Source organism: Alteromonas sp. M12 (assembly GCF_037478005.1).
In the GTDB taxonomy this organism is placed as follows: Bacteria; Pseudomonadota; Gammaproteobacteria; order Enterobacterales; family Alteromonadaceae; genus Aliiglaciecola; species Aliiglaciecola lipolytica_A.
The window spans coordinates 798,686-824,205 of record NZ_CP144164.1 but is presented as its reverse complement, the minus strand read 5'-3'; the positions used below and the strand labels follow the sequence as shown (position 1 = coordinate 824,205).

At 41.1% G+C, this 25,520-nt stretch carries 17 protein-coding genes; 5 read left to right on the top strand and 12 right to left on the bottom strand.

Annotated features, from left to right (window positions below):
• Positions 1-92 precede the first annotated feature (92 nt).
• The 8 genes from VUI23_RS03470 to VUI23_RS03435 all read right to left on the bottom strand — a co-directional run bounded on the left by VUI23_RS03470 (position 93) and on the right by VUI23_RS03435 (position 8,172).
• Positions 93-2,252: a S9 family peptidase gene (locus VUI23_RS03470; RefSeq protein ID WP_342806833.1), complete on the bottom strand. Its 2,160-nt coding sequence runs from the start codon at positions 2,250-2,252 to the stop codon at positions 93-95.
• A 96-nt stretch (positions 2,253-2,348) separates the two neighbouring features.
• Positions 2,349-2,921 carry a DUF4136 domain-containing protein gene (locus VUI23_RS03465; RefSeq protein WP_303502293.1) on the bottom strand — a complete coding sequence of 191 codons (573 nt, stop codon included), beginning with the start codon at positions 2,919-2,921 and terminating at the stop codon, positions 2,349-2,351.
• A gap of 193 nt (positions 2,922-3,114) precedes the next feature.
• Positions 3,115-4,428, bottom strand: a complete 1,314-nt coding sequence (locus VUI23_RS03460) for a tetratricopeptide repeat protein (RefSeq protein WP_303502290.1) — start codon at positions 4,426-4,428, stop codon at positions 3,115-3,117.
• Positions 4,429-4,441: 13 nt separating this feature from the next.
• Entirely contained in the window at positions 4,442-5,050 is a 609-nt protein-coding gene (locus tag VUI23_RS03455) for an energy transducer TonB (protein WP_216046393.1), read from the bottom strand.
• A gap of 6 nt (positions 5,051-5,056) precedes the next feature.
• Positions 5,057-5,458 (bottom strand): biopolymer transporter ExbD, encoded by a 402-nt coding sequence (locus tag VUI23_RS03450; RefSeq protein ID WP_008845615.1) that lies wholly within the window; start codon positions 5,456-5,458, stop codon positions 5,057-5,059.
• Positions 5,459-5,488: 30 nt separating this feature from the next.
• Entirely contained in the window at positions 5,489-6,010 is a 522-nt protein-coding gene (locus tag VUI23_RS03445; RefSeq protein ID WP_216046392.1) for a MotA/TolQ/ExbB proton channel family protein, read from the bottom strand.
• Positions 6,011-6,014: 4 nt separating this feature from the next.
• Positions 6,015-7,391 carry a MotA/TolQ/ExbB proton channel family protein gene (locus tag VUI23_RS03440; protein WP_216046391.1) on the bottom strand — a complete coding sequence of 459 codons (1,377 nt, stop codon included), beginning with the start codon at positions 7,389-7,391 and terminating at the stop codon, positions 6,015-6,017.
• Positions 7,392-7,404: 13 nt separating this feature from the next.
• Entirely contained in the window at positions 7,405-8,172 is a 768-nt protein-coding gene (locus VUI23_RS03435; protein WP_216046390.1) for a DUF3450 domain-containing protein, read from the bottom strand.
• 659 nt (positions 8,173-8,831) lie between these two features.
• Here VUI23_RS03435 and VUI23_RS03430 point away from each other — a divergent pair.
• Positions 8,832-10,712: a GGDEF domain-containing protein gene (locus VUI23_RS03430; RefSeq protein ID WP_342806831.1), complete on the top strand. Its 1,881-nt coding sequence runs from the start codon at positions 8,832-8,834 to the stop codon at positions 10,710-10,712.
• Between the two features lie 202 nt (positions 10,713-10,914).
• Here the strand turns inward: VUI23_RS03430 and VUI23_RS03425 are convergent, their stop codons facing one another.
• Positions 10,915-11,613, bottom strand: a complete 699-nt coding sequence (locus VUI23_RS03425) for a CpcT/CpeT family chromophore lyase (RefSeq protein WP_342806829.1) — start codon at positions 11,611-11,613, stop codon at positions 10,915-10,917.
• A gap of 724 nt (positions 11,614-12,337) precedes the next feature.
• Complete coding sequence (locus VUI23_RS03420) at positions 12,338-12,958, bottom strand: MarC family protein (protein ID WP_342806827.1); 621 nt, start codon at positions 12,956-12,958, stop codon at positions 12,338-12,340.
• Between the two features lie 363 nt (positions 12,959-13,321).
• Between VUI23_RS03420 and VUI23_RS03415 the strand changes: the two genes are divergently transcribed.
• Positions 13,322-14,818: a CotH kinase family protein gene (locus VUI23_RS03415; protein WP_216046386.1), complete on the top strand. Its 1,497-nt coding sequence runs from the start codon at positions 13,322-13,324 to the stop codon at positions 14,816-14,818.
• 142 nt (positions 14,819-14,960) lie between these two features.
• Here the strand turns inward: VUI23_RS03415 and VUI23_RS03410 are convergent, their stop codons facing one another.
• A complete protein-coding gene (locus tag VUI23_RS03410) occupies positions 14,961-15,863 on the bottom strand; it encodes a LysR family transcriptional regulator (protein ID WP_342806825.1) in 903 nt (300 codons plus the stop codon).
• Between the two features lie 113 nt (positions 15,864-15,976).
• Here VUI23_RS03410 and VUI23_RS03405 point away from each other — a divergent pair, with 113 nt between their 5' ends.
• Positions 15,977-16,336, top strand: coding sequence for a cupin domain-containing protein (locus tag VUI23_RS03405; RefSeq protein WP_216046384.1), 360 nt, complete (start codon positions 15,977-15,979; stop codon positions 16,334-16,336).
• A gap of 441 nt (positions 16,337-16,777) precedes the next feature.
• Here VUI23_RS03405 and VUI23_RS03400 read toward each other — a convergent pair whose 3' ends face one another.
• On the bottom strand, positions 16,778-17,758 hold the full coding sequence (locus VUI23_RS03400) for a transposase (RefSeq protein ID WP_342806823.1): 981 nt from the start codon (positions 17,756-17,758) through the stop codon (positions 16,778-16,780).
• A gap of 460 nt (positions 17,759-18,218) precedes the next feature.
• Here VUI23_RS03400 and VUI23_RS03395 point away from each other — a divergent pair, with 460 nt between their 5' ends.
• Positions 18,219-21,254, top strand: a complete 3,036-nt coding sequence (locus tag VUI23_RS03395) for a TonB-dependent receptor (protein ID WP_342806821.1) — start codon at positions 18,219-18,221, stop codon at positions 21,252-21,254.
• Positions 21,255-21,349: 95 nt separating this feature from the next.
• Entirely contained in the window at positions 21,350-25,132 is a 3,783-nt protein-coding gene (locus tag VUI23_RS03390) for a VCBS domain-containing protein (RefSeq protein WP_342806819.1), read from the top strand.
• The last annotated feature ends 388 nt before the right edge of the window (positions 25,133-25,520 follow it).

Sequence of the window (25,520 nt, the reverse complement as noted above, 5' to 3'; positions counted from 1 at the left end):
GTTTTCTGCAGAACAGAGGGAGTGGTTATCCGCGATCAGCCAGCCATAAAAAAGCCCGAAATTCATCGGGCTTTATTCTTCAGCATGGCTATTTATTTATCAATTCCGTGACTTTTGAGCATAAATACAAGCTCTTCAGCATAATCACGTAGTCTGCCATAGCGGCCACTATTGGCAAAATGCCCTGCCCCCATATTAATTCGCATGATTAGTAGATTGTCATCGGTCTTCATTTCACGCATTTTAGCGGTCCACTTAGCGGGCTCCCAATAGGTTACGCGGGGATCATTTATTCCACCACTGACCAACATAGGAGGATATTCCTTAGCTTCAATGTTGTCGTATGGAGAATAACTTGCGATGAGATCGTAAGCTGCCGAATCTTCTAGTGGATTGCCCCACTCTGTCCACTCAGGTGGCGTCAGTGGAAGCGTAGCGTCAAGCATAGTATTGAGTACATCGACAAACGGCACTCCAAGGGTCACTGAGCGCCATAATTGTGGAGCCTGAATGGTAACCGCTCCCATTAATTCACCGCCAGCGCTGCGACCCGAAATTGAAATATTGCCTTCAGACACATAATTTTCTTTAATTAGATACTGTGCTGCATCAACAAAATCATTAAAGGCATTGGTTCGTTTTTCAAGTTTACCATCCAAATACCATTGATACCCCAGCATGTCACTGCCACGAACATGTGCGATAGCGAAAGCAAAACCTCTATCTAATAAACTGAGTCTGAGTTCTGAAAATCCAGGGGGAACGGTTATCCCATAAGCCCCATAGCCGTACAAATGCATAGGCTGTTTGCCGTTCTTTTTGAAACCTTTTTTATATACCACTGAAATCGGAACCTCTACACCATCTCTTGAAGGTGCCATTAGACGCTCAGTAACATATTGAGATTTATCGTAACCAGATGGAATTGTAGTGACCTTTCTGGTTTCCAGCTTTTTATCGTTAACTTGATAATCAAATACAGTGTCAGGGGTAACCATCGATTCATAGTCAACCCGAACAAAGTCTTGATCAAACTCTGAACTATTGCCTAAAGAAGCAGAATAAACCGGTTCAGGAAAGGCAACGTCATGGGAGTTTCCTTGATAGTCGCGAATTCGAATTTTATCAATTCCCTTTTCTCGAGCCTGTAAGGCAATGAAACCTTTGAATGTCTGCATTCCCAATAAATAAAGATCGTCAGAGCCTTCAATCAGTGTTTGCCAATTGTCGTAACTTGGTTGGCTGTCATCAACACTAACAAATCTTGAATTTTTGTGGGTATCGTTGGCTAAAATATAGAATTTACCATTAGCGTGATCTATTGAAGCAGAAAATTTCATCTCCCTTGATATCAATAACTTAGGTTCAGAAAACAAATCGTCGCCTGGAATAACACTAAGTTCAGATACTTCTCTTTGCCCACTGCTTACTACCAAGTACTTATCGTCACTGGTGAAATGGAAGCCTAAGAAAAAGCCATCGTCTGCTTCACTCAGAATAATTTTATCGTCAGACTGCTGACTACCAATTTTATGCACATTAACGCTAGCTGTACGCCATTTATCTTTTTCCAACTGACCATAAATAACCGTTTTGCTGTCTGCGCCAAAGGCGATTTCGCCATTTACCTCGGTTATTTCATCTTCTAAGTATTCACCACTTTGCAAGTCAACAATTCGAACTGTATAACGTTCAGCGCCATCGGTGTTGAAGGAATACACCAGCAAGCGGTTATCAGGACTTATATCCCAGCCGCCTAAAGTAAAATAATCGAAATCTTTGGCTAGCTTAGTTTCATCAAGAAAAACCTCTTCTTCACCAGTAGTCAGATTTTTGCGGCTACGTGTTCGATACTCTTCGCCTTCGCGGTAATACCAACGATATTCGTAACCATTGTCAATCCAAGGAACCGATTCTTCTTGTTCGTTTGTACGCCCTTTAACTTCTTCGAAAACCGTGTCGATAAGGGACTTATTAGGTGCTAAAAACTGGTCGAAGTAAGCATTTTCTGCAGTTAAATAGTCAATAATGGGCTTGTCATTCACTTCCGGATATCCAGAATCTCTAAGCCAGTGGTAAGGATCATTTAACTCTTTACCGTGGTATTTAGCTGTGTAATCTTGCTTTGCGGCAACTGGGGCGGCAACGCTGAGTTGTTTTAATCTGGGGTAAGTTTGCATTTCGGGTTCTTTGTCTTTTGAACAAGCAGATAAAATTAATACGGGTACTAGTAATGAGAGTGCTAAACGCATTGGATAAATGTCCCTATTTTTTTTGGTTAACAACAGATAATACGACTAGTTACAAAATTTACCAGTGAAATTAAATGGTGAATTGCTAAAACGAGTCTAAGAACCCGTGCGAGTTAATGGAAAACGTTCAAGCAATTCCTTTACAACCACACGCTGTGCTTTTGCTAAACTTGCACTGTTGTCTGTTTTGAAATCATGGCTATTGGTAGCTGACCACACTAGCCTATCGTTGACTAGTACTTTCATGCTCACTACTGCGACTGGGATTTGATCTGAACCTATGGGTAAACTAACCCCGCCACCCACACTCACACCGCCTGAGCGTCCGTAAGAACCAGTACCTAGGCCAATTGAAAAACTACTGTCGTTATCGCGATAATCAATGTAGTGATCGAGCTCTACAACGGCATCAGTGTAACCAAGGTCACCAATAAGTTTATTATTAGCCTCTAAAAACTGTGAAACTTGAGTAATAATACGATTAGCACTCAAGCTATCTTCGACGTTTCTAGAGATCACCGAATAACTTTTAAACGCGCCAAAATTGGTATTTTGATCGGTGTCCATCACAATATTGTTAGAACTACATGCACTAAGGAAAGTAAGTCCAATACACATAGCCATGATCTGGCTAAACTTGGCTGAAAAATGACTAAATTGGTAAAACATAGGAATTCCTTTACGTAGTCAACTTTAAGATCATTACACAATTAACCCTTTAATACCCTGCGGTGGTAAAAATTGATCACTTTGTATGACACTAAGATCGATAACAAGTTTAGTTGAGTTTCGCCAAGGAAGACAATCCGCACGCCGATAAAACTGCGATACGGATTGTTAATGCATAATATTGAGGTAGCGTTTAAGAAGCGCTTAATTCGGCTTGTAGTTGCTCTGTGGTAGATTTTTCAGACTGTACAAACTTACGCCATTGTTGTGCCATACCACGACTAGTAGGATGTTTTTCAGCTTCAGCCAATTGATTTAGTGCATCAACATAGCGTTTTTGATTGAAATACGACATTCCCAAGACTAAATGTGTGGTTCCTTCATTTCGTAAACCACCTTTGTCCAGCGCTTTGAGCGCACTTTCAATGGCTTCGTCAAACTTATCCATGTTCAGCAAAATTTGCGCTAACTGTGCATCTAATTCACCGTCTTCAGACAAGGCAGCTGCAGAACGCATAACAGGTACGGCTTTTTCGTGTTCTTTGGCAAGGGACCAAGTTTGCGCTAAAAACTTTAAGTTCCTGAGGTTTTTTTCAAGTACGCCATCTTGCATTGCTTGCTCCATCAACCTGGCGCCTTTATATGGTACTTGATGGTAATAATACAGCTGAGCTAAGTTGAAAATATCCGAGGCTTTTGTAATGTAATCACTTTGGTAAGCCGCTTCGAGAATCGCTAACTGTTTCTTTTCTTCACCCAACTCGCCATACATACCTGCAAGCTGCACCCAATACTCAGGACGGTCAAATAATTTAACCATTTTTTCAAGCACTTTGGTCACTTGCTCAGTTTGTTTCAACTCGTAGTATATAGCTCGTTGAAGCACGTACCAATTCTCATCGACTTTGTAGCCTTCTTCACTATTTTCTTGCTGTAAAATAGCTTCATTGATGTATTCAGAAGCAGCCTGATAATCTTTCTTCTGATACATAGCTTGGGCCTTGAGCACTAAATTTTTAACCGGTAACTTACCTGGCTGCAATGCTTCCCAACGTTCCAAGTACTCGATAGTCTTATCGTAATTACCGCGCATCATTTGCAATTGTGCCAAACTAAACAAAGTACTTTGTTCAAATGACTCAGGAATGGGTTGCTGTTCTACTACGCTCTCAAATGATTCGATAGCTTTATCATAATCTTCGACGTTGTAATAAATAAAACCGTAGAAGTTATGCAACATCGCCAGCTCGTAGCTATTCATAGAGCTTTCTTTGGATTTAACGACATCCAATATTGCTAATGCTTCAGCAGTATTACCTTCGTCGGCAACTTTCTGAGCGCGAGCCAATTGGTCGTATACTCGCGTACGCAGAGCCGGTGTTCTGCGGGTCTTTCTTTCACTGGCACTATTATCTTGTGCACTAGCTGTAGGTGCCGTTACTACAGACGATATAAGTGTGAATGAGCTTGCCAATAAGATGGCTAAAATGCACTGTGTTATTTTCATGCTTGCCTCTTAGTTAACCATCGATCTGGAAAGTAATGCGGTTTTGCACACCAGACACTTCTGCAGGTTCACCGTTCACAACTCTGGGTTTATATTTAAATTTCAGTGCAGCATCCATCGCAGCCTGATTAAATATATCCGGTGGAGTTGCTTGTACTACGCGAATATCTTTTACTGCGCCTAATTTAGATACAGTAAATTCAACGATTACAAAGCCTTCTATTCCGCGAGATAAAGCTCGTCGTGGATAAACCGGAGCAACCTTAACGATTGGCAAATATTCGCCATCACCTGATTCTAGGGCCAATCCACCACCAAGGGCGATATCACCACCGACATCGGCTTCAAACGCCATACCACTGCCATCAGCATCAGGCGTAGGTGAATCCATTTGCGGCTGTTCCATTTGCGGTGGCGGCTCTTTAGGTGGTGGTGGCTTTCTCGGCTTACGATCTTTTTGTTCAACCGTTTCTTCTTTCTTCAAGCGTACGAAATCGAGCACCGCACCGGGCTTGGGATCATCTAACGTTTGATCACCACTAGCGATAAGAGCTTGCATCAAAAAGAACAAACTAATCGTGATGAAAAACGCTAATACAACTGCCAGAAGGAGTCTTGCCATTATATTTTACTCTTGTGCTGCGATAGAAACATCGTAGACACCCGCTGCTCGCGATGCATCCATGACTTTAATAAGCGTTTCAGTAGTCGCTTTACGGTCTGCTTGAATAACAACCGTACCCTGTGGGTTTTCGGCTTTTAAACGTTCAATGTTGGCTTGAACTGCACGTACGTCTACTCTGCGTTTATTAATCCAAATTTCACCTTTGTCGCTTATGGCAACTAAGATATTTGCACGATCTTTCTTCACTGCTGTGGCAGCTTCAGGTCGGTTTACGTCGATCCCCGATTCTTTTACAAATGAAGCGGTAACGATAAAGAAAATCAACATGATAAATACAACGTCCAACATCGGCGTCATATCGATTGTTGCTTCTTCTTCTTCGACTAAATTCTGAATTTTTCTCATAATTACTCTTTATTCACGCAGGCCTAGGCTCTAACGTTGAATCTCCAATGCATCTTCTAGATGTAAACGTTCGGTTTTTGCTGTGCGCGTTAACCATGTAGACGCGAATACGCCGGATAACGCACCCACCATGCCAGCCATTGTGGGTATAGTAGCTTGTGAAACCCCTGCGGCCATTGACCGGGCGTTACCGCCACCAGACATGGCCATTACATCAAATACCACAATCATACCTGTTACCGTTCCCATCAAACCCAATAGAGGGCATAGCGCGACTAACGCCTGAATAATGGGAAGACTGAAGCGTAATTTAAGACTGACTCTAGAAATCATTGCTTGTCTAATCTGATGCGCATTCCATGAATTTCGATCGCTACGTGCTTGCCAAGTGGAAATGGTCTGTTTCTTAAATTGCTTATGACCATAAGTCACATAGAAAATACGTTCGAGTATCAAAATCCACATCACGAATATCAAGGCACCTATTATCAGCAGGATAATCCCACCGGTTTCGGTGAAGTCTCGGATTGATTCAAAGATCTCTACAAACATCGTCTTATGCCTTAGTGCCAGACTGAGTTTCAGCTCGTTCAGCAATGACACCCGCTGCTTGTTCTTGCAATATCGCTACAATATTTTTGCTTTGCGTACTGAGCAATGCATAAAGCAGAGTAGTAGGAATGGCCACAACCAAACCAAGAACAGTGGTAATCAATGCCGATGAGATACCGCCAGCCATAATTTTCGGGTCACCTGTACCAAACAAGGTAATTTGTTGGAAGGTCACAATCATACCGGTAACGGTACCAAGTAACCCACCAAGGGGAGCAACCACTGAAATCATTTTTACTAGTGTTAAGAAACGTCCTAATTTAGGCACTTCAGCTAAAATGGCTTCGGTTAAATGCAATTCCAAGGATTCGGTGTCAGCATTTGGATGAGCATCTTTCACTTTAAGCACGCGACCCAAAGGATTCCCCTCAGATATTTTACTCGACTTAAGTTGTGCATTTACTTTGGCGCCAACAAGCGTAAGTACCACAAAACGCCAGAACGCGACCAAAATACCAACTGCACCAACCGCAATAATGATATATCCCACAAGGTCACCTTGGTGAATACGCTCTTCAAGACTTGGCGCTTGAACTAACAATCCAAGAATAGTTCCGCCCGTTGGGTCTAATCCAAATGAAACCAATTCACCATCAGAGCTCTGTAAATTTGCGGCGCTGTCTGTGTAACGATCTGCAGGTTGACGAATCAATTCAGCAACAGTATCGGTTTCGCCTTCGTACTTAAGGTATTTGCCATCAGACACGAGTGCAAAAGGTCCTACACGAACGACTTCTTTATTGACTTTAGCGCCACCAGCTTCTACAACATCAGTTGTAAATTTAGTGACTTTGCCTGACTCAGTCATTTCGCGTTGAATTTCAAACCACACCCGCTCTATTTCTTCAATTGAAGCTAATTTAGAACTCGTCCCCATAGACTGGGCCATTTCATCTAAAAATTCAGAACGACCAGAGATTTGCGCTGAAACAGTTGAGTTGTAAAATTTGTTTTTGGTGTCACCTGCAACCTGTTGTAACACACCGAATAGTTCTTTTAACGAACCTAGGCGTTTATCCAAAGCATCATTCAAATCTGCTAATTTGAATTCATTCTCTTCAAATTGCGTTTCCAGCTTTTCAGATGTGTTCAACTGAGCATTACGTTGTGAGGTCACATCACGCAGCATTTGATCTTGTTCAGCACGTTTTTGTACAAACTCTTTTTCACGCTGAGTATTTTGTTGATTTTGTTGGTATTGGCCTTGCTCTAATTGCTTAAGCAGTGCATCCAAATCTAGTGGTTTACTTTCCTGAGCAAAAGCTGCTCCAGCAAAAGTAGCAACCAAAAGAACAGCAGTATTTCTAATTAATTTTCTCATGGTTTCTACTCTCTTAATCCGTGATCGCAACTGGCAGCATCAACAAATCAGGTGCCATTTGTTTCTTGGCCATTCTAAGACCTTTGGTAATTTGCGTGCGGTAGTCAGAAGAAAGTGATTCCCACTGACGAGTTTGTTTATTCCAAATTCCTTGCATACCTGCATCACGAGTTTGGTATATAAGTGCGGTTCTACCGATGCGTAAGAAATCGACATTTCGTTCCTGACCATCAATAGTGTGCAATCCAGGGTAAGCCTCTAAGGTTCGCCCGTAATCCATCTCGACTTGGTAAGCTTCCATTACACGTCTGAATTTCTCAGAAGGAGCAACATCTGCGCGATCCATCATATTACGTAAATCAATAATGCGATTGGCACGTTCTTCTTCTAAAAATGGAACATCAAGTTCCACAAACTGTGCTAACCCATCAATCATTCGAATCATTAATGGTGTTATTTGACGTTCGATAACACTTACTTCGTCAATTGCGCTATTCAAATCCAACATTTCTTGTTGCTGATTAGCAATTTGTTTTCTTAACTGCTCGTTGTAAACCAACAAACCATCAATTTCTTTATTGATAGTTTTGAATTGTTGCAATTTACTGCCGATTTGGTCAGTTATATTGTTAATCTTTGATTGGGAATCCGCTGCAGACTCGTTAATTTTAGTTGCAGCATCAACCACAGGTTGCAATTCTTTGTCTTGCTGCGCAAAAGCAGCTTGACCTGCCAACAGACTAACGAATAGTGCTGCAGACAACGTTTTTGTAAGTTTCATACAATCAAACCCTAGAGTGGAATCGAGTTGGTTTACCACCAACAATAAAATCTGAGGGCAAGGATAGGGGCATAGTGTGACAGTATTATTACAAAACCAAACAGAATGTAGATATCTGTGATTGAATCAAATAACTAGTAAAACAATACTCATAACCAACTGTTTTAATTGAATTAAAAATACATTATGTGAGCAACGAATTAACTTAGACAGGATGACGTAACAGAATAAAGCGGACTAAAATCGGTTGGATTTTTGACATTTTTATGACACAAATATAGATAAGAATACGACGTGAACCAGATGTGGCAAGTCCGCAAAACGGTTTATTTAACCTTTAGCCCTACGCTAATTATAAGCGCTAGAGATTATAAAAATCGTTGCAAAATTCCGAAATCAATACACTTTTAAATAATGTTTGCACCTAAAGTTGCCTTTAAAGAATACTGTTTTCATTCAACGATGTAGCAAACTTGTTTTAATTGGTTTTTCGCAGCTACTTTTTAACCAAAGCGGTTGTTGATTTGCTAGTATCTTAATTACATTAAGCACAAATCTAACTCATTCTATTAATTTGGCATCGGATAACGACAAGAATATTGGATTCCTAATTTTTCGCAGTATAAGCGCTTTCTAGCAACCATTGATTAGGATAATTAATGCAACAAACAACCATCATTTTAGTACTTCGCGGAGTATGGCGAACCCCAGTGATATGCGTGTTTTGGTTATTTTGGGGATGTGGGCTTAATGCGCAAACAATGGAAAATTTAGAAACCACCCTTTCTTCTTTAACTCCAGCCCAACAAATCAGTCTTTTGAACGATCAAAAACAGCTTGTGGAAAAAGCCTCCTATGAAGAGCAAGCTCGCTACTGGTATTTATTAGGCTTAGCTTTCGATTACGATAATCAGCCACAACCAGCCATTGATGCTTACAGCACCGCCATCAATATCAGCGAGCTGCAAAACTTAAGGCTAACTGACACTTTACCTAGAAGTTATGTCGAACGTTCGTACATGAAATATATTCAAACATATGATCCCAATATTTATTGCGAAGACCGATTTAAAGCCCTGCAATTGTCTCGTCAATTAGCGGACCCCGAATTGCTAGTAAAGGTACTGGTTCAAGCGGCATTTTGTTTTGGTGGTAAACCGGAAAAACTGCAACAAGGGCTCGCATTATTAGTTGAAGCAATTGACGTCGCTGATAAAAATAATTTTGATAATAGTTCCTATGGCATGATTTATAACGCCTCTGGCAACTTATATCAGGAAAACCAATTGTTTGACAAAGCCTATGAATATATTCAGAAGGCATATGATGCTTGGGCAAAAGTCGATGATTTTTCTGACATGTTTAATATGCAACACACACTAGTGGCGTTAGCCATTGATATGCAGAATTTTACTGCGGCTCGTCAACATGTTGATAGACTATTTGAGATTGCCAAACAACAGCCCCAATTCAGCGACTTTACATTTTTTAGCCATTATAACGCAGGTATATTAGCGTTTTTTGAACAGCAATACCCGCTGGCGGTTAGCGAATTTGAAAAGGCATTGGCCCTTCGTGATACTACCGAAGAACATCATTTCATCGTGCAATCTTTATATCCACTGGTCATTGCTTATTTTAACCAAGGGATAGATTCCAAAGCGCGCTCTACCTTGGATCAACTTCTAATCGACTCTCCAGATAAAAACACATGGCCGATGACTATCAGGGCTATCGATTTGTATTACGCGGGCAACAACAGTGAAGCTATGCATTTGATGGTTGCTGCAAACAGCTCAGAAGTCGACAAACGACGAACCTTTATTGCTCAATATCAACACGCAGCCAATACATTAGTTGAAGACAGTCTGACCAAGTTAGACAACAAGGTGCTACAACAAACCTTGGAAATTAATCGTTTACAACTGGCAGAGGAACAAAGTCAAAAACGTCTCGCGCAAATTTTAATTGCTGTGAGCGTTGTCATATTTGCGGCGTTATTTGGGTTTGTTATGCATTTGATTAAAACCCGACGTCTTTTTAAACATCGTGCACAAATCGATTACTTAACGCAAATTGCTAATCGCAGAACTATTTTTGAACTTGGCTATAAGTTGCTAAATGAAGCGAAAATGCACAACAAGTTACTTTCGATATTGATTATTGATATCGATCATTTTAAACGAGTGAATGATACCCTCGGTCATGAAGTTGGTGATCATGCTCTTACATTAGTCAGCCAAAGGGCACTTGGCTGTTTACGACAACTCGATAAAATTGGCCGAATTGGCGGTGAAGAGTTTATGGTATTGCTGCCCGACACTGATTCCAAACAAGCATTAGATATTGCCGAGCGTATCCGTAAGGAAATCGAAAAGTCACCTTTGCGAAAAAACGATGAAGACTACTCACTAACCATCAGTATAGGGCTAGCGGTAGCATCAGCAGATGAAACCTTAGAAAGCGCGATGGCACGTGCCGACACAGCCCTTTACAATGCAAAACAAAAAGGCCGAAACCAAGTTGTTGTAACGAGTTAGCTATCAATAAGTTGTGATCAGTCAGTAACAATACATATGCTGAAATCAGGTTTTTCAAATCACTGTAAACTGAGTCCGGTAGTGATAGTCAACATTGGATTAGCAGGGCACAAAATGCGTTAAAAATTAACGCATTTAGGGAAAAGCAGTCTTTTATATTTCAGACTGCTTTGAGTAAAGAAGTTATTTTTACTGGGTACGATTAGTTAAGGTCATATGTTTCTGTGTACACATGCGTGGTAGGTCCTTGATCGCCTCTTTTAAACTTAGCGCCACGCTTAGCCACACCATTTTCGTCATAAAATGAATGCCAATCGTTGCGCACTAAGGTTCCGTCTGCTGTTTTAGAAATTTCCACATGTTGGAGTAAATATGACTTACCGATAGTGAAGCATTCTCCGTGAGTATTGACGCCAGAAAAACGTTCAAACTCTGGAATCCAATGATAGGTAGCGTTGCAGCCAGGTACTGTTGATAAACCGCTCATTTTAATATTTTCAAAAGCCTTTGGATTGTCGCCTTTTCCCCACAAAGTTAATCCTTCATCTATGTTTTTGAAAGAGTATAAATCGACTTTAAGGTTACCAAAGTCATTGCGATACAGTCGCCAGATTTGATTTCTATCCGGTCTTACGTCAGGTTGGCTAGTTTCATAATAAATCCAATAGCCGTCCGTACGTTCATGCCAAATACGTTGAAAGCGCAATTCACTTAATCCCCAACGAGGTTCGACCTTAGCGGCTAGATCTTTGTCCCTTTGCGCGATATTAGTTGTAAATCCTAAATGCCATTCGACAAATTTCTTTAGCATTGCGTCATTTTCAAAGCCAGCGGCCTGAACAGAGAAAGACATTCCAGCCGCAACCACTAAAGTCATGAGCAAGCTTTTTACTATTTTCATTATTTTGTACCTTTTATAATTTTTGTTTGTATTTTTAAAGATGCTAGCTAAATGCATTTCAGACACAGCCAATTATTAGAATATGGCAATCATCATTGCTCGATAATCAAATTCATACTACACAACCAAAAACCTAAAGCAATATCATTATATCAATAATCCAGAGTGCTCTACGTCTTATATTTAAAAAGCGGGATAGTTAGTAGAGGCCGCTATACAAAAGCTATTTGCACGGAGTATGAAGAGAAAAATTTCGAACAAGTGCTTTAAATGGTTCATTAATAGGAAGTTACTTCTAGCGCCCATTGATTCGTATTGCAGGATAGAAATATTCACCGAAAATTCATTCAATTAAAGCTCTTTTTGATACTCCAAAATTTTGTTTGGCCCAATAAATCTAAAACGTTGAAGGACCAACTTGGTAATTAAATTAGCAAATCGAAAAGTGACAAAAAACCCGGATTTCGCAGTTCTATATAAATGGTGAAATGTTAAAAAAATAGCAATAAAGCAGCTAAAACAAAGTGAAAATTGAATATAGATCAGTGTCTAATCAGTACAATTAGTGGGAAGAAAAATCGTTAATTTCAGCTTCTTTTTGACAACCAAATATCGCTAAATTTGTAGCCCACAAGATTGTTATAAATTATTAACAATTGAATACTTGCTAGTTGAGGCTCGGAAATTGATAGTCATTATCAAAATTAGACAATAAATGTTGCTCTTAGCCGATTGGAATATTGAAAGCCCCTGTTACCCCCGCAATTATCATTTGTACACCGATAACGGCTAAAATCAGTCCCATTAATCGGGTGACAATACCAAGAGCGCCTTGACCTATAATAGCCAGAATCCTAGAACTAAAAACAAAGCATAGGAATGTTATAAGACACATAACTGCAAATACAGAAACCGTAATCACGATTCCCATTGTCCCACCAGAGGCAGAATAATTCATTGCGGTCGCAATGGTTCCTGGGCCAGCGAGGAGAGGAACAGCTAAGGGTGAGACAGCAATATCAGAGGTATCATTATTTTCAGCAGAATGCAGATTAGAACCAGATCCATTGAGCATATGATAACCAATCACGAACACCAGAGTACCGCCCGTTATCCGCAATGCAGGAAGGGTAATGCCGAACAAATGAAAAATCATCTTGCCGAGCAACGAAAATAATAGAATTACAACAAAGGTAATAATAAGTGCTCTGGCCGCAATGCGAAATTGTTCCGAATTACTTTTATTGCCCGCCAACCCAGCGAAGGCAGCTGTGTTAGCTATCGGATTCATGATGGCGAAAAAGCCCATAAATACAGTTAGCAGTTGTGTGTACAAGTCATTCATAGGTTTTCTCTGACTAATAGTGGACGTATTATCCGGCTTTGCGACCCCGTTTTATTTGCATGCTAGAGTACCTTGTAGGGTCTGAAAGTCCAACGACTACCTCCCCTATTGTCATTCAAGCCGCTTTTTTAGCTGTCATCATTGGCGGGATTGAGCAGAGCCAGAGGGTTTAATATTTTTATGCAGCGTCAAGCAGTATTAATTATCAACATCCTTAAGCCCGCACAGCTTCCTTATTGTTTTCACTTATATTGCACAGTTTCTGCACTTTTGTTTTGTACCTTTACTATCTGAATAAAGAAAGCATCTTAATTCAATCTTAAAGTATTTGAAGATGATGCTTAGACAGCTAAAGGACTATCAATGTTGAAACAATCTCATTTAAGCTTTGCTAACTCATTGAAATATATTGTAAGACTAAATCTTATTATCATCATCTTCGGATCAGTGCTTTGGTTAGTTGCCTGTGGAGGCAGCAATACAGCTACAGATGATCAGGTAACTGATGAAGTGGTTGAAGAAGTCGTTGAAGATGATACCGAAGAAACATCAACTGACATTACGGATACAGATTTTGAAGTCACTGACTGGACAGAAGAAACACATAGTAAGAATGTTGATCCTAATTTCGACGAAGTTTTTGAAGATAACCAAGTTAAACGTTTTGATTTTGTAGTCACTGAAGAGCGTTGGCAAAGCATGCTTGATGATATGACGGCAACCTATGGCGAATTTGGTCAACGCTCATCAAGCAACGGTCTAATTGATACAGATGAGAACCCAATATTTGTTCCCGCTGACGTTTATTACCAAGGGACTCAATGGTATCGAGTAGGTATTCGATTCAAAGGCAACTCTTCGCTACAAAGCAGCTGGCAGGCGGGTATTCTAAAACTATCTTTCAAATTAGATTTCGATGAATTTGAAGACGATTATCCGCAAATTGATAATCAACGTTTTTACGGCTTCAAAAAGCTCAGCTTGAAAAACAACTATAACGACGAATCACTTTTACGTGAAAAAGTGGCATCTGACGTATTCAAAAAAGCTGGCTTAGCGGTGTCTAATACTGCGTTTTATACACTCTATGTCGATCATGGCAATGGTCCAGAATATTTTGGTCTTTACACCTTAGTAGAAGAGGTTGACGATACACTTATCGATACACAATTTGCTAGCGATGATGGCAATTTATATAAACCAGAAGACGACGGGGCAAGCTTTGTTGAGGGTTCTTTTAGTGAAGAGAACTTTGAGAAAAAGACCAACGAAGATGATGAAGATTGGTCTGATATACTCGCCTTGTTTGCGGCACTGCATGATGATACAGCAACCACTGCTCCGGCAACATGGAGAGAAAATCTTGAGGCTGTTTTCGACGTTGATGGATTCTTAAAGTACTTAGCCGTCAATGGTATTATCCAAAATTGGGATACGTATGGCAGAATGCCCCATAATTACTATCTGTATAACGACCCCGAAACATCGAAGCTAACATGGATTCCTTGGGATAATAACGAAGCACTGCAAGAAGGAAATCAAGGCGGAGCATTGAACCTCGATTTCTCAGACCTTGATTCTAATAGCTGGCCGTTAATTGCTAAACTATATGCAGACGATGTTTACAGGACTCGCTATAACGATTACCTATTGGAAGCAATAGGCGACGCGTTTGATACCAGCAGCATCCAAGCCACTTACGACAGTTATTCAGCGCTTATTGAACCTTATGCAACAACTGAATTATCGGGCTACTCCTATCTAGAAAGTAGCAATGACTTTTACAATGCGATTCAACAACTGAATCAACACGCAGAAAATCGAGCTGAAGCGGTTGAAACATATTTGGATGCACAATAAACACTAACCTATTGTTTTATCAACATAACCCCAGCGATGCTATCGTCTGGGGTTGTAGTTTATATCCAATCGAATATTGCTCTTCCTCTTCGGTATTTACGCCACATTCCCCCTGACTTTAACCTGTTGTTAATAGCCTTATTTAGGCAAATTCAGGGATCTCATTTTTCAGACAATCGATAAATGCACTGAGTTTTAATGGCATGTAATCTCTGCTTGGATAAACTAGCCATGCAGAGGTATCAAAATCTGCGGCGGCACATTCATAATCGGGGAATAAGTTCACCAAACTACCATTTGCCAATTCGTCTCGACATAACCAATCAGGAAGTAACGCCACTCCAAGGCCTGCAACTGCACTTGCAGTCATAGTCATGCCATGAGAGATCAGCAAATGCCCAGCGACTGGAACGACTAACTCTTTTTGATTAGGTTGACGAAATTTCCAAGCTTCTCGATATCCAGGAATTGAAAACCTTAGACATTCTAATTCACTTAAACAAAAAGGATTTTCGGTAATCGTGTTAGATTTAATAAAAGCTGGACTAGCACAAACAAAAAACTTTCTGGGTGCTAATACTTTACAAATAAAATCATCAGTAGGTTTTTTTCCAAAGCGAATCGCGGCATCAATTTGTTGTTCAACAATATCTATTTGGTTGTCTGACAACACTAGCTCAATTACCAGTTTGGGATATTTTTTCCTCATTATAGGTAGTAAGGGAACCAACTTTTTTTGTCCAAAAGAAGTACAAGCCGCCACTCTGAGCTTGCCGATGGGCTCATTCGAAAGTTCTAAAGCCCGCTCTCCTGCCTGTATTAATGTACCAACCAAACCTTCGACTTGAGTAAAGTATGATTTACCAGCTTCTGTTGCCGATAACTTACGAGTGGTCCTTTGGAACAGTCGGAAACCTAATGTAGCCTCTAATTTTCGAATAGCTCGCGATACTGAAGAGGGATCAATATTTTGGACTCTTGCTACTTCAGCAAAACTCTTTCGTTTCATTACTTCAACAAATAGTTGGATATTGTTCAAATCCATTCGTGCACCTCATACATGAATGTAATGATTATATACCTGTTTACTGCGCAAGTAACTAACTGTAACCTTTGTAATTGAAAGTAAATCAAAACTAAGAAAATGGAGTATTTCAAATGGGATTAAAGTTTCATAAGCAATTTTTCGCATCAAAGACTGAAGTTTTAGCAGACATAGAAAAAAATAATACCTGGCCGACCACCTTTGTATCGGGTGCCACCGATGGTCCACCAGTACATTGGCATAAAGATGAAGTACATGCTTATATAATGGAAGGGGAAACAGATTTTTTCGATGCCGAAACCAACAAAAGAACTATTGTCAGCGCAGGTGACAAAATTATTGTGCCTAAGGGTGCACTTCATGCGGAAGGCGCAATTAAAGATCGCGTAGTTTATATTCTAGCATTACCAAAGCCAAGATTACCGGAAGATTTCCTCGCCATATTTACACCTGAGCAGCAAGCAGCGAAATGAAACCGGGTAAACTTCTGATAAGCAACTAATTACCTCGCTGTTCCTATTTCCAAGACAAGCATTCTCATAGTCATTAAATAGACATCCATTTTAAAAATCATTAAATAGACATCCATTTTAAAAACAAGCATTCTCAAACCAATTCAGAGCGAAAAAGTGATGTGAATATGGCACTTTTGGGCTTTGATAAGAAAGTGGGGGGAAGTTTGGAATTGTTGTAGTCATTAAATAGACATCCATTTTAAAAACAAGCATTCTCAAACCAATTCAGAGCGAAAAAGTGATGTGAATATGGCGCTTTTGGGCTTTGATAAGAAAGTGGGGGGAAGTTTGGAATTGTTGTGGCTTTATGTAGCTATATCTCTGATTTAATTCATATTACAGACAGCAAGAATCGTCCATCGAGTAGGAGGATTAAAACAAATTTGGCTGCTAAATTGTTTAGGCTTGTTGTAATAATGCTTTGGCCTTTGTTATCCCTCGTATTCGTTGATGGCCGGTATGTTGTTTAAATTGTTGCATCATATGCTCACTGCCTACCGCTGTATGAAAGTGCTGTTCAAACTCTGTGGTAAGCGTTATCCATTGCTCTGAATTAAGGCCAAGGCGTTCTAAAATAGGGCTATGCTGGTGTTCGATGTAACCGGCCTTATCTTCTCGAATACTTCTGCCTGTGCAATCGACTAATTTACAGTAATCTATGAGAGAGAAGGCAATGCCTCTAGGCATACCTTGTCTATGGTTACCCACAAACCCCATCAAGTTTTTGGGTTGCTCTCCTTTAATACAGGCCTGGATACGCTTTTGGATACTGGTGTGTTTTGAGGTTTCTGGCGTTTTTTCGATTTTGGCTCGAATTGGATTTAAATCCACGTAGGCCATGCAAGCTAGCACGGCCGACTCATCTAATAATGCTTGAGATTTAAACCGTCCCTCCCAAAATCGACCTGTGCAGTCATCTTCTTTATTCGCCTCGCGGGCTATGTATTCATTCAGACTGCGCATGAACCAACTAATGTCGTACAAACGTTGACGATAAATATTAATCGTTTCATTCAATGTGATTTGCTCACTTTGACTCAGTGATTCGTCACGCAAAAATCGTTGGGTAAGTAATGTGCCTTTATGTAATTGATGCCAACGATAAGCCACTTCTTTTAACGACCAGTTATCGGCTGCTTCTTTATCAACACAGACTACAATATGTGTGTGATTACTCATGACAGCATAAGCACACACATCAATAGCAAAAACAGCACTCAAATTGAGTAAACGTTGCTCGACCCAGCCTCGCCTATGTTCATAACTTTGCCCCGTAAATTCATCTTCACCGCACAAAAACGAGCGACGAACACAACGGGAGACGCAATGGTAATAGGGCGTATCAATAAGACTAATTTGAGATTTTCGTGACTGAGGCATAACTAACCATCCATGGTTGCTGAGTGACTGTAAGCCTAGAACATCTAGAAAAAATTACCAAATAATCATGGATGTCCATTTTATATCTATAAGGTGTATCAATAAGACTAATTTGAGATTTTCGTGACTGAGGCATAACTAACCATCCATGGTTGCTGAGTAACTGTAAGCTTAGAACATCTAGAAAAAATTACCAAATAATCATGGATGTCCATTTTATATTATGGATGTCCATTTTATATTCGTTATGGATGTCCATTTTATATTCTTTATAACATCTCCGATAAATTGGTAATTGAATTGGTAATACAATCAATTGCGCGTTTGGTAATATAATTGTTAACAATTGGTTGATATATTGGTTTTCATTGAGTATATTGCTTTGTAACAATAAGGCAACATCATTATAACAAGCGATCCGCAACCATATGACCTCACAAAAACCATCGGAGAACTCGATATGTCGTTGATATCAGGGCACAACACAAAATTAATTTATCAAAAAGAGCTTTTTACACTTACACCTATTGCAAAATGGGTAAAAGCTGCAGTTTTTGCTTCTGTAGCTGGCTCATTTGCGTTTTCAGCAACAGCACAAAATGCACCTACTGAAAATGAAAACAATGCAGACGACGTCGAAGTTATTAATGTCGTTGGTACTCGAAAAACAATTCAAGACCAAATCGCCATCAAACGTGAGGCAACGACTGTTGTTGACGGTTTATCTGCTGAAGATATAGGTGACTTACCTGCACTTTCAATTGGTGAGGCATTGGAATCAATTACCGGTGCTGCATCTCACCGTGAAAACGGCGGTGCGACTGAAATCACGATTCGCGGATTAGGCCCCTTCTTAAGTGCGACCCATATTAATGGTCGTGAAGCAACAAACGGTAGTGGTGACCGTTCAGTTAACTTCTCTCAGTTCCCGTCAGAATTAATGAAGAAAGTAGCGATATATAAAACCCAAGACGCCTCTATGATTGAAGGTGGTGTTGCTGGTGTCATTACATTAGAAACTCTGAAACCGCTAGATTACGGAAAACAAAGTTTTCAGGCAGAAGCTAAACTTAACTACAACCCTGACGAAGCAGACATCGAAAATTCTCTACAAGGCGACTTAGGCTACCGTGGAACAATCAGTTATGTTGACCAGTTTGATTTTGATAACGGCGCAGCCGTAGGTATATCAGTGGGTTGGCAACGTCAAGACATCAGTCAGCCAGAAGCTGAATACCGTAGTTCCAGCCCTTCAGGTACCTCTTTGTGGGCGTGTTTAAATGATCCAACGAACATGAACGAAGGTTTTTTCCGTGGTACCGCTGGTGATTGTGAAGACCAAGTTAGCGGCAGCAGTAACCAAGGTTATAACACAGAAATTGATCCAGAAACTGGCCGAGCAATCGATGCCGATACGCCTTATGCTTGGACTGGGTCCAGCCGTAGCTTCCGTCAAAATGAAACCTCAGATGAAAGAGATGCGTTATTTTTTGCAGTACAATTTCAACCAACAGAAGCGTGGGACATCAACTTTGACGCGCAAATTTCAGATCGTAACCAAGCCGAAGCGCGTCACGATCTAATCTTCCTACAAAAACGTGTTACCCCTGGAGTAACCGGTGAAAACCTAATTACTAACAGTGTAGGTAGTATTTTACATTGGGAAGGTGAAGATCGTATTGAATCTGCTGGTGAGCAATTCTCTCGTGAAGAAAACTATCGTGGCTACGGTTTAAACGTTGAACATTATGTGAATGATCAATTAACCATTCGTGGCGATATTTCTTACTCGCAAACAAAACGTGAAGAATTACAAATATCTAACCGAGGTAGAACCGCTGCATACCAGTCTTTTTCTTGGGACATGGGTGAGCAAATTCCTAACTTTACTCTCTCCGATTTTGACGTGACCGATATTTCAAACTTTACTGACAGTCTACGTACTCGTCTTGACCGTGAAAACGTGCGCGAAAATGAAATCACCTCTGCCCGTGTTGATTTCGATTATGCATTAAATGATGGTGCCTTCACTAGCATACAAGGTGGTTTGCGTGTTTCTGAACTGTCTTTTATCCAATACGGTGGTAGCAATGGAAACGGTTCAAGAACTGAGGTTGAATTAGATGAAACCGCTGCTAACGCAATCGACGTCCTCGAAAGCTGCCAAATTAACTTTCCAGAGTCCGGCTTCTTATCGGGAGTTTCTGACGGTGATATTGTTACCAATGTAGATAGTGACGGTAATGTTATTAGCAGTGGCACGGGCAATTCATGGGCAACATATGACAACGTATGTTTCTCACAAGCACTCACCTCCGCTGGCGGTGTAGAATTTGGATACCCTGATGTAGAGTACGAAAATCAGGGCACTATCGATGTAACTGAAAAAACCACTGCGGCCTACATGATGGCTAACTACGACACTGAAATGATGGGTAAATTCATTCGTGGTAACTTCGGTGTGCGTGTAGTCAAAACAGAAGTCAGTTCCGTTGGTTTTAGACAAGGTTACGTCTTCACACAAGACCCATTAACAGATTTATGGAGCTCTTCAGAAGCGGGAGATATTACCCGTACTGTTGCAGAAAGTGATTACACCGAAGTATTACCTAGCTTCAACTTAGTGATTGATTACAGTGAAGACATTCTATTCAGAGCCGGCGTATATCGTGGTATGTCTCGCGTAGACCCAGCAGATCTGAGTTATGATCGCACGATTGAAACCGATGATGAAGCTGAAGCAGCAACACGAGAAGAATTGCTAACGGGCGTGGATGGCTCTGGTAACCCAAGCACTAAACCTCTAATGTCATGGAACTATGATGTGGCGGTAGAGTGGTATCCTAACGACGATTCAATTTTCGCGTTCGGTTTCTATTACAAACAATTTAACGGTGGTTTCCAACAACAAACCGTATTAGAAAACTTCGTAATTGACGGTGTAGAAGTTGGATTACCGATCACTAACTCTGTCACAACAGATGAAAGTAGTGACCTGTTTGGTATAGAGATGTCGTTAGCTTACCGTTGGGATAACGGCTTTGGTGTGAAGATTGGCTATAACTACGCAGACTCAGATTATGAGTTTGAAGATGGTCTATATGGAGACACCTTCGTCACAGATCTAGATGGAGTAACGACTCAGCTTACAGAAGGTATCGTTGAGCCAGGAAACGTACCTGGATTCTCTGAGCATGTATTCAGTGGTCAAGTGTATTACCAAATCGGAGACTTCGATACCGCGCTAATCTACAAGTATCGTAGCGAGTACTTCCAGCCGTACACAAGTAACGGCACTAGACTTCGTTTCGTTGATGAAGCTGGAGTTTGGGAAGCCCGCGCGTCATACAAAATCAATAAACATTTCCGTGTAAAAGTTTCTGCAATTAACTTGTTCAGTGAACCTAAGTCTCAGGACTTCTTCACGATAGGCAACACAGGTGAAGTGAACGACTACGGTCCGCGCTTATTCGCAGGTATTAGCTTTAAATATTAATCACGCACAATGCATAGTTAGGACATACCTAACAATTAATCAATTTTGTTACCTAACTATGCAATATAAAAGAATAATTTTCAGGAGTAGAAAGCATGTTTAAGAAAAAACTTATACCCCTTGTTGTCGCCACAGCCTTGGTTGGTTGTACCGGTGATGATAAGGCTGAGTTGGATGGCAATACTCGCGGAAGTGTCGCAATCTCCGGTAGTGATTTTTTTGCCGGTGCCACACTATCAGCAACGGTGACTGATGCAGATGGAATTGATGGCGAGATCACTTATGCCTGGTCTACAGGCGTAACTGGCGATACTTATACTATTACCGAAGCAGACGAAGGTACGGTTGTCTCTGTGTCTGCTAATTATACCGACAACGCAGGTTTCACTGAAGGCGTGGGTGCATCCACTCCGATGATAAACCCGACTTTAAATGTCACTGCTAACGTAGTGAAGGGCCCTGTAAGTGGCGCAAGCTGCGACATATTTGCAATAGATGATGATGGTGCGGCAGTCTCCCCTGCACAAGCCACCGCAACGACAGCAGATACAGGTGAAGTAACCTTTAGCGACGTTCATTTTGAAGGCTACGGTCTTGTTTCCTGTACTGGTGGTACTTATACCGACGAATCAACAGGTGAAATTTTAGATGCACCAATGCTAAGAGCTGTGGTGGATGTTGTTGAAAATATAATTGATGAGAATGGCGTGGTACAGCCACCACCTACCTATGTTGTCTCTCCTTTGACTGAAATGGCGGTGCAATCAGCAGGCGCTGATTTAAATAGTTTTGCTACTGTGATTGATGCGATTAATGCCCGTTTTGGCATTCGTTTTGATGTAACAGAAGTTGCGCCTACAACAGTGGGGGTCGATGCCCTTGGTGCAGATGGAGCAGATAATGCCGACAGATATGGTTCAGTATTAGCCCTTTTGTCACAGTTAGATGCTGACGATGCCGATAAAGATTTGGCTGCGATTTTAGCTGACCTTGTTGCTGACATCGCTGACGGTACCTATTCCGAAGCTACCTTAGATGCATTTGAAATGGCGCAAACCAACCTGCAAACTACCTCCGAAGTTGCGAGTGATGTTGACGTAAGTCTACTAGACGCAATCGGTGCAGCAGTTGGTTACAATAACGATCCTGTTGTAGCAATCATCGGTGGTGTATTGAGTGCTACTGTACAAAATACTGAAACTGACACTTATACAGCTTCGGCAACAGTCACAGATCCCAATTTTGAAGAAGACGCTTTCATTGCGCAAACAGACGTCGTACTTGATTATGGAACTTTCAGTATTACCGAAGATGGTGAATGGTCTTATACAGTTGATACCACAAATGACACAGTGGCTAGCCTTGAAGTAGGCAGCTCAGTCAACGATATCATCACTATATCAACCATTGATGGTACCACTGCCGATATCGACGTTCGTATTGCAGCGCTTACTCAAGTGGTTAAAATTTCCGATACCGGTGATGACACAGGTGAGATTAGATTTGGCGTGAATAATTTACGTCAAGGTAAGCTTAGCGCTTCGTTCTCTAAAGAAGCGGCACTTGGTAGCGATGGCAATAATAAAGATGCGTATATCTCACTTTATGGCTCATCTGGAAGTTCTAGTGAGTCGCTCATTGATTTACGTATTCAAGGAAGCCAAACTGACGCTGACGGCAATCCTATCGACCCACGCTTCTTAGTGCGTAACACCGATAGTGACGATTACCCCGGCATCATGATTACTGCCCCATTCGTGGAAGAGCAGTTTTATAATGTTGAAATTGCTTGGGATTTGGACGCTGCTGAACAATTAACAGTCACTATCGACGGTGAAGTTATCGGTGGTGGTTCTTTCTCAACAGCGGCCGTTGTTGATTCAGATTTCACAGATTTAGACCAATGGTTTGCAGATGGTGTGCAAGTTATCCAATTCAGATTTGGTGATAACAGCAGAACGATTCCTTTTGGTTCTTTCTATGTTGATAACATTGAAGTGTATTCCGACACAGATGGCACTGTAAGTGTATTTGAAGATGATTTTGAAAATTATGATGAAGGCGATACATTAAATGGTGACAGCAGCCTTTACGGTTTAGCTATCTACTCTGAAGTTGTAGTATTTGATGTAGGCGATGGCTCTGCAGAGCCTACTCCTGCAGCTTTCTTCGATTTGACAGCTACTGTTGCAAGCGATACCACTGTGCCCTTAACAGGTACTGTGAGCGTGATCGATCCAGATGCAGGTGAAGCCTTTATCATTGAATCCACGATTACAGGCACTTACGGCGTGCTGACAATACTAGAAGATGGTTCATGGACTTATACCCTTGATACTGCCGATCCAACAATCGCAGCCCTTGAAGTAGGCCAACGTGAAACCGATACCATTACCATTGAATCTGTCGATGGCACTACCGCGGAACTAGTCATCACTATAAACGGTACCATAGTGGTCGACACCGGCTCAGACAAGGCTGTTAGAATCACCGACTCTTCAACTGAAGATGCGGGCGAACTACGCTATAAGCCTGATGAAGCTATTTTGAAAGGTAGAATGACCGCAACGATACAAAGAGAAGCGGGCGCTAAGGCTGAAGACCCATCTGAAGATGCACAAATAGCGATATTTGGCTCTAGTACCAGTACTAGTAACGCAATGGCATATATCTCACTAGATATTAGTGGTGATGATTACGACCTACGCGCTGATGGTTCTTCTAGTGGTGGCGGTTCTACTGCTGGTTTCCAAGAAGGTCAAGATATTGATTTCGAAATCTCTTGGGATGCAACATCGGCAAGTGACACTGTTGCGCCACTGGTTACTGTTACCATTGACGGTCAAGTCGCCTTTGAAGGTGAGTTCTCTTCACCCAGCGCAGATCTAGGTAGCGTGCAAGGCGGAGTTGAAACTATCTTCTTTAGAATCGGCGGCACCAGTGATGTAACCGCTTTTGGTTTGCTTGTTGATGACTTTACGGTTTACTCATCAGACTCAGGTTCAGAAGTTGAAGTATTTACTGACGATTTTGAAAGCTATACAGTTGGTAACTCGTTAGATCCTAATGCAGATACTGCTGACACTGCACCAATCGCAGATGCAATCGTTGAAGCCAGTACGCCATACGATAGCAACTCATTTGAAGCTTTTGTGGTGGAAACGGGTAGTACAGAGGAAAATAGTCAGTTTGCAATTATTACTGACTCCTCGTCTGAAGATGCAGGTGAGTTAAGATTTAAGCCTGATGATGCCATTGTAAAAGGCAGATTCACCGCGACGGTACAAAGAGAAGCCGGCGCAAAGGCTGAAGACCCTTCTGAAGATGCACAAATAGCGATATTTGGCTCTAGTACCAGTACTAGTAACGCAATGGCATATATCTCACTAGATATTAGTGGTGATGATTACGACCTACGCGCAGATGGTTCTTCTAGTGGTGGCGGTTCTACTGCTGGTTTCCAAGAAGGTCAAGATATTGATTTCGAAATCTCATGGGATGCTTCAGCTGCAAACGATACAGTTGCCCCATTGGTTACCGTAACCATTGACGGTCAAGTCGCCTTTGAAGGTGAGTTCTCTTCACCCAGCGCTGATCTAGGTAGCGTGCAAGGCGGGGTTGAAACTATCTTCTTTAGAATCGGCGGCACCAGTGATGTAACCGCTTTTGGTTTGATGGTTGATGATTTCAAAGTGTATTCATCAGACTCAGGTTCGGAAGTTGAAGTGTTTAGCGATAGTTTTGAAACCTATACAGTAGGCAATTCATTGGATCCTAATGCAGATACTGCTGACACTGCACCAATCGCAGGTGCAATCGTTGAAGCTAATACACCCTATGATAGCAACTCATTTGAAGTGGTAGTGGGAGAAAGATAAGTTATAAGGGTGGATAACCTCCACCCAAACGTTAATCATTTAAGAGACCGACGGCCCAACCGTCGGTCTTTTTTATTTAGCTACGAAAATCGTTGTGTCGCTGTCTTATATTCGCAAGTTATCACTAGCCTATTCTAAATAAGTCGCCTGATAGCACTCTGCTAAGTAATATATTTTAGAACCGCAAAATTACAAACACGACCTATATTGCGCCCTCGATTCTCTTCTGGGTGCAATTTTCTGACCCTACTTTGCTGTCCTCCTTGCACTTTCACTCATTGAACTACTTTTGGATGGAAGTAGACTGGAAAATTCATTCAATGTAGCAGTCTCTTAAATTTAACTTTATATAGTAAATATATTCATCTTTGAAAAAATAAGGTAATCA